This window comes from Marinithermus hydrothermalis DSM 14884 (genome assembly GCF_000195335.1).
GTDB lineage: Bacteria > Deinococcota > Deinococci > Deinococcales > Marinithermaceae > Marinithermus > Marinithermus hydrothermalis.
In genome coordinates this window covers 1,853,341-1,865,324 of the sequence record NC_015387.1, presented here as the reverse complement: position 1 = coordinate 1,865,324, position 11,984 = coordinate 1,853,341, and the positions used below count along the sequence as shown (strand labels likewise).

The window sequence follows — 11,984 nt, the reverse complement described above, 5'->3', positions numbered from 1 at the left end:
ACGCGATGGCGACGATCTACCCCATCCGGCTGTACGGGGACCCCATCCTGCGCCGCCGCGCGTTGCCCGTGGAGGCGTTTGACGGCATCCCCGAACTGGCGGAGAACCTGTTCGAGACCATGTTCGAGGCGGGCGGCGTGGGCCTCGCCGCGCCCCAGGTGGGGATCTCCCGGCGCCTTTTTGTCGCGGCCGAGTACCTGGACGAGGAGGAGGAGGCCGAGGACACCCCCTTGAAAAGCCGGGTCAAGCAGCTCTACGTCATGGTGAACCCCGTGATCACCTACCGCGAGGGGCACCAGGTCGGCACCGAGGGCTGCCTCTCCCTGCCCGGCCTGTACTCCGACGAGGTGCCGCGCGACCTCCGGGTGCGGGTCCAGTACCAGGACGAGTACGGGGAGCCCAAGGTCCTCGAGGCCGAAGGGTACCTCGCGCGGGTGATCCAGCACGAGCTGGACCACCTCGAGGGCAAGCTCTTCATCGACCGGCTCCCGCCCGAGGCGCGCCGGGCCTTCATCAACGAGCACCGCGCCGAGCTCGCCGAGATGCAGCGGCGGGCGCGGGCCCTGATCAAGGAACTCAAGGAGGCCTAGCGTGCGCCGCCGCCTGGCCTTCTTCGGCTCCCCCGCCTGGGCCGTGCCGGTCCTCGAGGCCCTCGCCGCGCACCACGAGGTCGTCCTGGTCGTCACCCAGCCGGACAAGCCCGCCGGGCGCGGCCTGGCCCTCACGCCCGCCCCGGTCGCCGAGGCCGCGGCGCGGCTCGGCCTCCCCGTGGAGAAACCCGCGCGCTTAAAGGGCAACGCGGCCTTCCTGGAGCGCTTCAAGACCCTGGGCCTGGACGCCGCGGTCACCGCGGCGTACGGGAAGCTCCTGCCCCCCGAGCTGCTCGAGGTGCCCCGCCACGGGTTTTTGAACCTGCACCCCTCCCTCCTCCCCAAGTACCGCGGCGCGGCGCCCGTGCAGTGGGCCTTGATCCGCGGGGAGCGCGAGACCGGCGTGACGATCATGCGGACCGACGCGGGGCTCGACACCGGCCCGATCCTCCTCCAGTGGCGCACCCCGATCCACCCGGACGAGACCGCCCTGGAGCTCGCCGAGCGCCTCCGGGACAAGGGCATTCAGCTCCTCCTGGAGGCCCTGGAGCGCCTCGAGGACCTCGAGCCCCGCCCACAACCCGCGGACGGCACGTACGCGCCCCTCCTCACCAAGGAGGACGGCCGGATCCGCTGGACGGACCCCGCCCGGGCGGTCTACGACCGGCACCGTGGGGTGCAGCCGTGGCCGGGCTCGTGGTTCATGCACGCCCGGGACGGGGGCGGCCGCGTGCGCGTCAAGGTGCACGCCCTCTTCCCCGCGGAAGGCCAGGGCGCGCCGGGGGAGGTCCTGGCGGTGGAGCCCGAGGGGGTGCGCGTCGCGGTGGGGGAGGGCGCGGTGCGCCTCGTGGAGGTGCAGCCCGAAGGCAAGCGCCGCATGCCCGCGGCCGACTGGGCGCGCGGGTACGGCCTGCGGGTTGGGGCGCGGCTCGAGTAAACCCAACCGCGCCCCCAAGGGGCGCGGCGGTGCCCAGTCGGGCTGGGATTAGATGTGGATCGGGTGGCCCCCCGCGACCTCCGCGGCTTCCTTGACGGCCTCGGAGAGCGTGGGGTGCACGTGAATGATGCGCGCGAGGTCCTCCGCGGACGCGCCGAACTCCATCGCGACCGCCGCCTCGTGGATCAGCTCGCCGGCCGCCGGCCCCATCGCGTGCACGCCCAGGATGCGGTCGGTCTCCTTGTGCGCCAGGATCTTCACGAACCCTTCGGTGTCGTTCATCGCGCGGGCGCGGCCCGAGGCCTGGAAGGGGAAGACGCCCTTGGTGTACGGCACCCCGGCTTCCTTGAGCGCGTCCTCCGTCTGGCCCACCGAGGCGATCTCCGGGTGGGTGAAGACCGCGGCGGGGATCACGTCGTAGTTCACCGCGCCGTACCCGTTCGCGAGGTACTCCACGAGCGCGACGCCCTCGGCCGAGGCCTTGTGCGCGAGCATCGCCCCGCCGATCACGTCCCCGATCGCGTGGATGCCGGGCACGCTCGTCTGGAAGTGCTCGTCCACCACGACAAAGCCGCGCGCGTCCGTCTCGACGCCGACCGCCTCCAGCCCCAGGCCCTGGGTGTTCGGGGCGCGGCCCACCGCGACCAGCACCCGGTCCGCGGTGATGGGGTCCGCCCCCTCGACCTCCACCACGGCCCGGCCCTTCTCCACCCGCGCGCCCAGCACCTTCGTGCCCAGCCGGAACTCCAGACCCTGCTTCTCAAACAGGCGCTGGGCCTTCCGGCCGAGCTCGCTGTCCATCCCGGGCAGCACGCGGTCCAGGTACTCCAGGACCGTGACCCGCGCGCCGAGCCGCGCCCAGACCGAGCCGAGCTCGAGGCCGATGTACCCCGCGCCGATCACCACGAGGTGCTCCGGAACCTTCTCGTACGCGAGGGCCTCGGTGCTGGTCCCGATCACCTCCCCGTCGTACTCGACGCCCTTGAGGCGGGCGGGGACCGAGCCGGTAGCGATCACGATATCGTCCGCGGCGAGGGTCTCGGTGCCCTCGGGGCCCTGGACCTCGAGGCGGCCCGGCTCGAGGAGGCGGCCCCGGCCCTGGTACCAGGTGATCTTGTTCTTCTTGAACAGGTACGCGATCCCGGCGGTGTTGGCCTCGACCACCGCGTCCTTGTGCTTCATCATGGCCGCGAGGTCCAGGGTGACGCGGCCGGGCTTGACGCCGAAGGCTTTGAGGTGGTGTTTGGCCTCGTAGTACCGGTAACTCGCTTCCAAAAGCGCCTTGGAGGGGATGCACCCCACGCGCAGGCAGGTGCCGCCCAGGCGGTCGTTCTCGTCCACGACCGCCACGTCGAACCCCAGTTGCGCCGCGCGGATCGCGGCCACGTACCCGCCGGGGCCGCCACCGATGATGACCAGATCGTGTCGTTTCATACGTACCCCCTATCTAAAACCCTAAAACAAGGACCGCGGGGCCCCGTCCGGGCCCCGCGTGCACGCTCGGGTTACACCTCGATGAGGAGACGCGCCGGGTTCTCGATGCACTCCTTCACGCGCCGCAGGAAGGTGACCGCCTCGCGGCCGTCCACGATGCGGTGGTCGTAGGAGAGCGCGAGGTTCATCATGGGGCGCAGCACGATCTCCCCGTTCCGGCCGACCGGCCGCTCCTGGATCGCGTGCATGCCCAGGATCCCCACCTGCGGGGGATTGATGATCGGGGTGGAGTTCAGCGAGCCGAACACCCCGCCGTTCGTGATGGAGAAGGTGCCGCCCTGCAACTCCTCCGGGCGGAGCTTCTTCGCCCGCGCGCGCTCCGCGAAGTCCGCGATCGCTCGCTCGATGTCCGCGAAGCTCATGCGGTCCGCGTCCCGCAATACCGGCACCACGAGCGCCTCCCCCACGCCGATCGCGATGCCGATATCGTAGTAGCGCTTGTAGATGATGTGGTTGTCGCGGATCTCCGCGTTCAGCTCGGGGATCTCCTTGAGCGCCTGGATCACGGCCTTCACGAAGAAGCTCATGATCCCGAGCTTCACGCCGTACTTCTCCTTGAAGCGCTCCCCGAGCTCGCGCCTGAGCGCCAGCACCGCGGACATGTCCGCCTCGTTGAAGGTCGTGAGCATCGCCATGGTCTGCTGGGCCTCCACGAGGCGCTGCGCGATGCGGCGGCGGAGCGGGCTCATCGGCACGGCCTCCTCGTACCGCCAAGGCGCGTCGTACCCCGCGGGGGCCGCCGGGGCGGGCGGTGGGGGCGGGGCTTGGCGCGGCGCGGGGGCCGGCTGGGGGGTCGGCGCGGGCGCCGGGGCCGGCTCAGGGGCCGAAGGCCGGGCCTTCTTCGCCTCGATGGCGCGCAGCACGTCCTCCTTCAGGATGCGCCCGCCAGGCCCGCTCCCCTTAACGTCCCGCGGCGAAAGGCCGTGCTCGGCCATCAAGCGGCGCGCCGCCGGCGCGACGGGCACCTCCTCCCGCGCGGCCTCCGGTTGCGGCTGCGCGGCGGCCGGCTCCTGAACGGGCGCCTTCGGGGCCGCGGCCGCCCCCTCGGTCTCCAGGTACGCGATCACCTCGCCCACCTTGACCAGCGCGCCGCTGGGCTTGAGCACCTTGCCCAGCACCCCCGCGGCCGGAGCCGGCAGCTCCATCGTGGCCTTGTCCGTGACGAGCTCCACGATCGGCTCGTCCTTCTCCACCCGCTCGCCCTCGGCCTTCAACCACTCGCCGACCTCGACCTCAACGATCGACTCACCCGCTTCGGGTACCCGGATCTCGATAGCCATCCCAAATCCTCCAACGACTCGTTTTACTCCGCCTTCAGGGCCTCGGTCAACAACCGCTCCTGCTCGAGCTTATGGATGCGGCTCGAGCCGGTCGCGGGCGATGCGGACTCCGGACGGCTCACGCCCGAGAGCGGGAACCGCCCCAAGATCTCCTGGCAGAACCGCATCCGCAGGTACGGCCACGCCCCCATGTTCACCGGCTCCTCCTGCACCCACACCACCGGCGTGCCGTCCTTGTAGGGCGCGAGGGCCGCCTCGAGCTCCGCCTCGGGGAAGGGGTAGAGCTGCTCGAGGCGCACGATCGCCACGTGCTCGATCCCCTCGGCGCGGCGCTTGGCCTCGAGCTCGTAGTAGAGCTTGCCCGAGACGAGCAGGATCTTCTTGACCTTCTCGGGGTTCGCGGCGGCGTCCGGGATCACGCGGCGGAACCGCCCCTGGGTGAAGGCCTCGAGGGGGCTCGTCGCCTCCGGGTGCCGCAGGAGGCTCTTGGGCGTGAGGACCACGAGGGGCTTCCGCCACGGGCGCAGCACCTGGCGCCGCAGGAGGTGGAAGTACTGCGCGGGCGTGGTGGGGTAGGTGACCTGGATGTTGTCCGCCGCGGCGAGCATCAAAAACCGCTCCAGGCGCGCGCTCGAGTGCTCCGGCCCCTGCCCCTCCAGGCCGTGCGGCAGCAGCATCACCAGGCCCGAGAGCCGGTTCCACTTGGCCTCGGCTGAAGCGATGAACTGGTCGATGATCACCTGCGCGACGTTCACGAAGTCCCCGAACTGCGCCTCCCACAGCACCAGGCCGTCCGGGGTGTCCAGGCTGTACCCGTACTCAAAGCCCAGCACCCCCGCTTCGGAAAGGGGGCTGTTGTAGATCTCGAACGGCGCCTGGTCCGGCGCGAGGTTCGCGAGCGGGATGTACGGCTCGCCCGTCTCGTAATCATATAGGGCTGCGTGCCGCTGGCTGAAGGTGCCGCGCCGCGAGTCCTGGCCGCTCATGCGCACCCGGTACCCTTCGGTCACGAGCGTGCCGAACGCGAGAGCCTCGGCGGTCGCCCAATCCACGGGGCGTTTCTCCTGGGCCATCTCCTCGCGCTGCTTCATGAACCGCTTGAGCTTGGGGTGCAGGTGGAACCCTTGGGGGACCCGGGTGATCCCCTCCAGCACCTCGACCAACCGGCGTTTCTTCACGCCGGTATCCACGTCCGGCACGTCCTTCTCCAGGCCGCCCACGTACCCGTTCCAGATCCCGCCCAGCCCCACGGGCTTCGGCGGGGTGGGCTCGCGCTTGGCCGCCTCGAGCTCCGCCTCCAGGTGCTCGCGGTAGGCGCGCGCGATGGCCTCGGCCTCCGCCTCGCGGATCACGCCTTCCTGCACCAGCTGCGCGCGGTAGCGCTTGTACAGGGGCTCGTGCCGCGCGATGGCCTTGTACATGAGGGGCTGCGTGAAGGAAGGCTCGTCCGCCTCGTTGTGCCCCCGGCGGCGGAAGGCGTACAGGTCGATCACCACGTCCCGGTGGAAGGTCTTGCGGAACTCCAGGGCCAGCGCGACCACGTGCGCGACGGCCTCAGGATCCTCGCCGTTCACGTGGAAGATCGGGACCTGCAGCATCTTCGCCACGTCCGTGGCGTACAGGGTGGAGCGCCCCTCCTCCGGGCTGGTGGTGAACCCCACCTGGTTGTTCACGATCACGTGCAGCGTCCCACCCACCTCGTACGCGGGGAGGCGCGAGAGGTTCAGGGTCTCCTGCACGATCCCCTCGCCCGCGAACGCCGCGTCGCCGTGCACGATGAGCGCCATGCCGCGCGTGCGCGCCGCGTCCCCGAACCGGTCCTGCTTAGCGCGCGTGCGCCCCAGGGCCACGGTGTTGATGTACTCCAGGTGGCTCGGGTTGAAGCACAGCGAGAGGTGCACCGGCTTCCCGGTGCGGGTGGTGTGGTCGCTCGAGTACCCCAGGTGGTACTTCACGTCCCCCCGGTAGTCCTCGGGGAAGACCTCCTCGAACTCGAGGAAGATGTCCCGCGCGGGCTTCTTGAAGATGTTCGCGAGCACGTTGAGCCGCCCGCGGTGCGCCATGGCCATCACGATCTCCACCACGCCGCGCTCCGCCGCGTGCTCGATCGCGAGGTCGATCAAGGGGATCAGGGTCTCGGACCCCTCGAGGGAGAAGGTCTTCGCGCCCAGGTACTTCTTCTGGACGAACTCCTCGAAGACCGCGGCTTCCGTGAGGCGCGCGAGGATCCGCTTGCGGGTCTCGGCGTCGAGGGGGGTGCGGTTCGCGGTGGACTCCATGCGCTCGATGAGCCAGTTGCGCGCCGCGGAGTCGTCGATGTGCATGAACTCCACGCCGATCGTGCGGCAGTACGTCTCGCGCAGGTGCGCGACCAGCTCCCCGAGCGTCCGGAGCTGCACGCCCGGCACGATCCCCTCGGGGACCGGGCGGGCCAGGTCCGCCTCGGTGAACCCGTAGTACGCGGGGTCGAGCTCGGCCGGCTCGGGCCGGCGGCTGCCGAGCGGGTCCAGCTGGGCCGCCAGGTGCCCCAGCTCGCGGTACGCTTCCACGAGCTCGTCCACCCGCTCCTGGAACCCCGCGGCCTCCATCGCGGCCGGGCTCGGCGCGGCCGCGGCCGGTCGGGGCGCGGGCTGCGCCGCGGGCCGGGGTGGGGGAGCGGGGACGGGGCGGGCGAGGTCGTGCTCGAGGGCGTCAAAGTATTGCCGCCACTCGGGCGGCACCGCGGTGGGGTCCTTCTGGTAGGTGGTGTACAGTTCTTCTATGTAGAGGAGGTTGGGGGTTTCGGGCCACTGTTGTGCGTCTCTCGCTCGCGCCATACCTGACTGGTAATCTACTACAAAGCGGCGTGCGGGTGTGTCGCTTCGCCCCGGTTCGGGAACGCGGGTGCGCTATGGCCGTTTTCGGGCCGGGTGGTGCGGCACAATAAGAAGGCGCGGGCACGAGGCTTCCGCGAGGGACGAGGTGGTGCGGTGAACGCGTTGAAAGGACTCATTCTTTCAGGTGGTAAGGGGACGCGGTTGCGGCCGCTGACGTTTACGCGGGCGAAGCAGCTGGTGCCGATTGCGAACAAACCGAACCTGTTTTATGTGGTGGAGGATTTGGTTGAGGCGGGGATCACGGAGATCGGGGTGGTGATCAGCCCGGAGACGGGCGAGGAGGTGCGGGCGGCGCTGGGGGACGGGTCGCGGTGGGGGGCGCGGTTCACGTTCATCGTGCAGGATCAACCCCTGGGCCTGGCGCACGCGGTGAGGACCGCGCGGGGGTTTCTCGGGGAGGCGCCGTTCGTGATGTACCTGGGGGACAACCTGCTCTCGGGGGGGATCCGGCACCTGGTGGAGGCGTACCGGCGGGGGGAGGCGGAGCACGTGATTCTCCTGACCGAGGTGGAGGACCCGCGGCAGTTCGGGGTGGCGGTGCTGGACGCGGCGGGGCGGGTGGTGCGGCTGGTGGAAAAGCCTAAAGAACCCCCCTCGAACCTGGCGCTGGTGGGGGTGTACCTCTTCGGCCCGGAGATTCACGAGGTGATAAAGACCCTTAAGCCGTCGTGGCGGGGGGAGTACGAGATCACGGAGGCGATCCAGGGGCTGATCGACCGGGGCTTTAGGGTCGTGGCCCACCAGGTGCGGGGGTGGTGGAAGGACACGGGGAAGCCGGAGGACCTGCTGGACGCGAACCGGCTGGCGCTTTCGCAGATCCAGCGGCGGATTGCGGGTGAGGTGGTGGAGGCCGAGATTGTGGGCGAGGTGGTGGTGGAAGAAGGCGCGCGGGTGGTGCGTTCGGTGATCCGGGGTCCGGCGCACGTGGCCGAGGGGGCGGTGATCGAGGGGAGTTACCTGGGGCCGTACACCTCGGTGGGGCGGGCGGCCCGGGTGATCCGCAGCGAGGTGGAGTACTCGATCCTGCTCGATCGGGCGGAGGTGGTGGACCTGCCGTACCGGCTGGACGCGTCGGTTTTGGGGCAGGGGGTGACGGTGACGGGGGGGGAGAACAGCCCCCGGCGGCACACGCTCCAGCTGGTGCTCGGGGACCGGAGCCGGGTGCGGTTATAGGAGGAAGCCGGATGAAAGCGCTCAAGATTCCCCTCACGCCGGAGGCACGCGCGGCCCTTTCCTTCCAGCGTTACGACGCCCCGCCGGAGATTGCGGGGGTGCGGTTTACGCCGTTACGGAAGCACCGGGCGCTGGAGGGGGCGTTTATGGAGTACCTGCGGTTGACGGGGGGTAAGGTGGAGGGGTTCGATACTCCCTTTGAGGTGCGGCAGGTTTCGGTTTCGTGGGCGGCGCCGGGGCGGATCAACGCGTTTCACGTGCACCCCAAGGAGGTCCAGGATGAGGTGTGGTGCGTGGTGGAGGGGACCCTTCTTGTGTGGCTGGTGGACGTGCGTGAAGGGTCGTCGACGCGAGGTGTGCGGCGTCGCTATGTTCTTTCGGGCGAGGAGCCGGGGCTGCTCTACATCCCGAGCGGGGTGGCGCACGGGTATAGGGCGGGGCCGGAGGGGGCGGTGCTGTTGTACGCGATGAACAACCAGTTTAACCCCGAGGACCCGAACGAGGGGCGGCTGCCGTGGGACTTTTTTGGGGCTGAGCTTTGGGAGGAGGACCGGGGATGACCTTCAAGCGGGTGCTGATCACCGGCGGGGCGGGGTTCATCGGGTCGAACTACGTGCGGTACGCGCTAGCGCACCACCCGGAGTGGGAGGTGGTGGTGCTGGACAAGCTCACGTACGCGGGGAACCTGGAGAACCTGGAAGGCGTGATGGACCGGATCACCTTTATCCAGGGGGATATCGCGAACCCGGAGGACGCGCGGCGGGCGATGGCGGGGGCGGACGCGGTGGTGAACTTCGCGGCGGAGAGCCACGTGGACCGGTCCCTGCTCGATCCGCGGCCGTTTGTGAAGACGAACGTGGAGGGGACGCTGGTGCTTTTGGAGGAGGCCCGGCGCGCCGGGGTGAAGCGGTTTTTGCAGGTTTCGACGGACGAGGTGTACGGGGACTTGTCGGGGACGGAGCGCCACTCTGTGGAGACCGACCCTTTGCGGCCGCGTTCCCCGTACGCGGCCTCGAAGGCGGGGGCGGAGCACCTGGTGTTTGCGTACGGGGTGTCGTACGGGCTGGAGGTGGTGGTGACGCGGGGTTCGAACACGTACGGGCCGTACCAGTACCCGGAGAAGATCATCCCGCTGTTCATCACGAACGCGCTGGAGGGCAAGCCGCTGCCGGTGTACGGGGACGGGAGCGCGGTGCGGGACTACCTGCACGTGGAGGACCACTGCGCGGGGATCGACCTGGTGCTGCACAAGGGGACGGCGGGGGAGGCGTACAACCTGGGGGCGCGGCTTGCGGTGCGGGGGGTGGAGGTAGCCGAGCGGGTGCTAGGGCTTCTCGGCAAACCGCGGGAGCTGATCCGGTTTGTGGCGGACCGGCCGGGGCACGACTACCGGTACAGCGTGGACCCGTCGAAGGCGGAGGCGCTGGGGTGGGAGCGGCGGTGGAGCTTTGAGGCGGGGCTGCGCCAGACGGTGCGGTGGTACGTGGAGCACGCGGGCTGGTGGCGCCGGGCGAAGGAACGGATCGAGTTCCGGGACCTCGAGACCAAGTGGTACAGGGCGCGCTAAAAGCCCCGCCGTGGCTTGCGCCAATGGGAAACTGAGCTGGGTCAGGCCCCGACCTCCACGAGTTGGGCGAGGGCCTCGTCCACGGGCAGGCCCTCCTGCCGCATGTGGCGGCGGTACGCCTCGAAGACCGCGCGGGCCTCGGCGCGCTCCCCCTCCCGCACCAGAATCCGCAACAACCCCCGGTACGCCTCCTCCCGCCACGGATCGAGGGTCAGCATGCGCCGGTACGCGGCGATCGCTTCCCGCGCCCGGCCCAACCGCTCGAGGATCTCCGCCGTGCCCGCGAGCGCCCGCTGGGCCTGCTCGCGGTAGTAGCTGCGGTCCAGGTCGCACCAGTCGCTGTACACCTCCTCCGCCATGAACTCCCCCCGGTACAGCTCCAGTGCCTGCCGGTACGCCTCGAGCGCCGCGGGGCCCTCCTTCCGGTCCCCCTCGCGCACGAGCGTTTCGAACCGCTCCACGTCCAAAAAGTACGGGACTTCCGGGTCGAAGCGGTACGTCTCCCCCTCGCTCTTGATGACGCGGGGGGACCTGGGGTCGGGCTCGAGCCCCTTGCGCAGGGCGTGCACCAGGACGTGCAGGTGACGAACCGCCTGCTCCGGCGGGGCCTCCGGCCACAACCGCTCCGCGAGCTCCTCCCGGTGCAGGGGGCGTTTCCAGTGCGCTACGAGGATCTTCAACAACTGCCAGGCCTTGCGGCGGCCGAAATCCCGCGGGGAGAGGACCCGCCCCGCCCGGCGCACCACGAACCGCCCCAGGGTCTCGATCTCGAGCCACGGCGCCTCGGGGGCCGCGGCTACAGCGGGCTTAGGCGTGGTGAGCGCCTCCAGGGCCAGCCGCTCGAGCCACATGAGGGGCACCAGGGGGGCCGTGGGTGGGGCGGGAGACCGGGCGAAGTACACGGACTCCACGGCCACGACCTCCTCCCCGGACCAGACGGGGATGCAGTACCGCAGCGCCCCCGAGCGCACGTGGGGGCAGGCGGCGCCCACGCCGCGCACGGTGAGGAGCCGGCCCTCCCAGACCGGGCAGGTCTCGAGGTGGGGGCACGCGGCTTGCCGGACCTCCCGGCTCGCGAACTGCTGGCCGGCGCGCGTGCGGAGGATCACGAACCGGGCCTGAGCGAACCGCGCGGTCTGTTCCAGAAGGGCCTGCAAGCCCGCGCCTTCCTGACCGCGCCGGAGGGCCTGAAGGGCCGAGAGGAGCTGCGCTTCGCCCAGGCGCGTCAGGACGGTATAGAGCCCGCTCGCGAGGAGCGGCGCGATGCGTTCGAGAAGCTCCAGGGCCTCCCGTTCGTCCCGCGCCGCGTCCCGGCTGGCGAGGTTCAGCACACCGATCAGGCCGTGCGGGAGCTCGAGCGGGTACGAGATGTACGTGGCGTACCCCAGGGCCTTCACCTTTCGGCGCAGGTACCGGGGGTCGCGTCCGAGCTCGTGGGTGACGATCGGGGTACGTTCGAGGGCGACGATCCCCGGGTACCCGTTCCCGAAGGTGAACCACGGCTGCTCGAAGAACGCGCTGGGGTGCGCGCCTTCGTGTGCGGTCAACCCCAGGTAGCGTTGCTTGGGGTCCGCGAGGAAGAGCTCCACGGCCTCCATCCGGGCCGCGCGGCGCACCACCCCCAGGAACACTCCGAGGGTTTGGAAGAACCGCTCGGGGGTCGCGGTCAGGTAGCGCACCGCCCAGGCCAGGGAGGAGAGGACCTCGGAAGGGTCCGGGTGGCGGGAGGGGGAGAACTCCACCTCGATCGCTTCGTGCGCGACGGCACGGCAGCGGAACCGCCGGCCGCGCACGGTCACCGTGGTGGAGGCCTCGTACGCGCCTTGGCCCAGCTCCCGCAGGACCGGGCAGCGCGCGCAAAGGGGCCGGCCGAACGCGTCCGTGCCCTGGGTGACCTCGGCGCAGCGCCGCCCGAGGGCCTCCTCGACGCGGAAGCCCAAGCGCTCTGCGCCTTCCGGGGTGATCTGGAGGATGCGCCCCTCCCAATCCAACCGCCACGCCATGCTGCCCATTCCCCTTCACTCTACGCCCGTTACGAGTGGGACATACGTCCCCCCCGTGTAACCC

General features: G+C 70.4%; 9 protein-coding genes. 5 read left to right on the top strand and 4 right to left on the bottom strand.

Annotated features, from left to right (window positions below; all coding sequences use genetic code 11):
- Positions 1-5: 5 nt before the first annotated feature.
- Together def and fmt are read left to right on the top strand one after the other, a co-directional pair.
- A complete protein-coding gene (gene def / locus MARKY_RS09335; RefSeq protein ID WP_041658023.1) occupies positions 6-590 on the top strand; it encodes a peptide deformylase in 585 nt (194 codons plus the stop codon).
- 1 nt (position 591) lies between these two features.
- Entirely contained in the window at positions 592-1,527 is a 936-nt protein-coding gene (gene fmt, locus MARKY_RS09330) for a methionyl-tRNA formyltransferase (RefSeq protein WP_013704635.1), read from the top strand.
- 48 nt (positions 1,528-1,575) lie between these two features.
- Here fmt and lpdA read toward each other — a convergent pair whose 3' ends face one another.
- The 3 genes from lpdA to MARKY_RS09315 form a co-directional block, all read right to left on the bottom strand.
- Positions 1,576-2,961 (bottom strand): dihydrolipoyl dehydrogenase, encoded by a 1,386-nt coding sequence (gene lpdA / locus MARKY_RS09325; RefSeq protein ID WP_013704634.1) that lies wholly within the window; start codon positions 2,959-2,961, stop codon positions 1,576-1,578.
- Between the two features lie 71 nt (positions 2,962-3,032).
- Positions 3,033-4,301: a 2-oxoglutarate dehydrogenase complex dihydrolipoyllysine-residue succinyltransferase gene (gene odhB / locus MARKY_RS09320; RefSeq protein ID WP_013704633.1), complete on the bottom strand. Its 1,269-nt coding sequence runs from the start codon at positions 4,299-4,301 to the stop codon at positions 3,033-3,035.
- A gap of 23 nt (positions 4,302-4,324) precedes the next feature.
- Positions 4,325-7,117 (bottom strand): 2-oxoglutarate dehydrogenase E1 component, encoded by a 2,793-nt coding sequence (locus tag MARKY_RS09315; RefSeq protein ID WP_013704632.1) that lies wholly within the window; start codon positions 7,115-7,117, stop codon positions 4,325-4,327.
- A gap of 162 nt (positions 7,118-7,279) precedes the next feature.
- On the opposite strand from MARKY_RS09315, the gene MARKY_RS09310 reads away from it, so the two are divergent.
- From MARKY_RS09310 to rfbB, 3 genes are read left to right on the top strand one after another with little or no spacing between them, the layout of a single operon-like run.
- Positions 7,280-8,350, top strand: a complete 1,071-nt coding sequence (locus MARKY_RS09310) for a glucose-1-phosphate thymidylyltransferase (protein ID WP_041658421.1) — start codon at positions 7,280-7,282, stop codon at positions 8,348-8,350.
- Between the two features lie 11 nt (positions 8,351-8,361).
- The gene (locus tag MARKY_RS09305; RefSeq protein ID WP_013704630.1) at positions 8,362-8,910 is read left to right on the top strand and encodes a dTDP-4-dehydrorhamnose 3,5-epimerase family protein; all 549 of its coding nucleotides are present in this window, start codon (positions 8,362-8,364) and stop codon (positions 8,908-8,910) included.
- On the top strand, positions 8,907-9,917 hold the full coding sequence (gene rfbB, locus MARKY_RS09300; RefSeq protein ID WP_013704629.1) for a dTDP-glucose 4,6-dehydratase: 1,011 nt from the start codon (positions 8,907-8,909) through the stop codon (positions 9,915-9,917). The genes MARKY_RS09305 and rfbB overlap by 4 nt, the downstream gene beginning before the upstream one ends.
- Before the next feature lie 41 nt (positions 9,918-9,958).
- Here the strand turns inward: rfbB and MARKY_RS09295 are convergent, their stop codons facing one another.
- Positions 9,959-11,929 carry an AfsR/SARP family transcriptional regulator gene (locus MARKY_RS09295; protein ID WP_013704628.1) on the bottom strand — a complete coding sequence of 657 codons (1,971 nt, stop codon included), beginning with the start codon at positions 11,927-11,929 and terminating at the stop codon, positions 9,959-9,961.
- Positions 11,930-11,984: the final 55 nt, after the last annotated feature.

Bases quoted from the DNA above. Each gene is read 5' to 3' on its own strand.
- def (WP_041658023.1), top strand. From the start codon at position 6: ATGGCGACGATCTACCCCATCCGGCTGTACGGGGACCCCATCCTGCGC.
- odhB (WP_013704633.1), bottom strand. From the start codon at position 4,301: ATGGCTATCGAGATCCGGGTACCCGAAGCGGGTGAGTCGATCGTTGAG.
- MARKY_RS09305 (WP_013704630.1), top strand. From the start codon at position 8,362: ATGAAAGCGCTCAAGATTCCCCTCACGCCGGAGGCACGCGCGGCCCTT.
- MARKY_RS09315 (WP_013704632.1), bottom strand. From the start codon at position 7,117: ATGGCGCGAGCGAGAGACGCACAACAGTGGCCCGAAACCCCCAACCTC.
- MARKY_RS09295 (WP_013704628.1), bottom strand. From the start codon at position 11,929: ATGGGCAGCATGGCGTGGCGGTTGGATTGGGAGGGGCGCATCCTCCAG.
- lpdA (WP_013704634.1), bottom strand. From the start codon at position 2,961: ATGAAACGACACGATCTGGTCATCATCGGTGGCGGCCCCGGCGGGTAC.
- rfbB (WP_013704629.1), top strand. From the start codon at position 8,907: ATGACCTTCAAGCGGGTGCTGATCACCGGCGGGGCGGGGTTCATCGGG.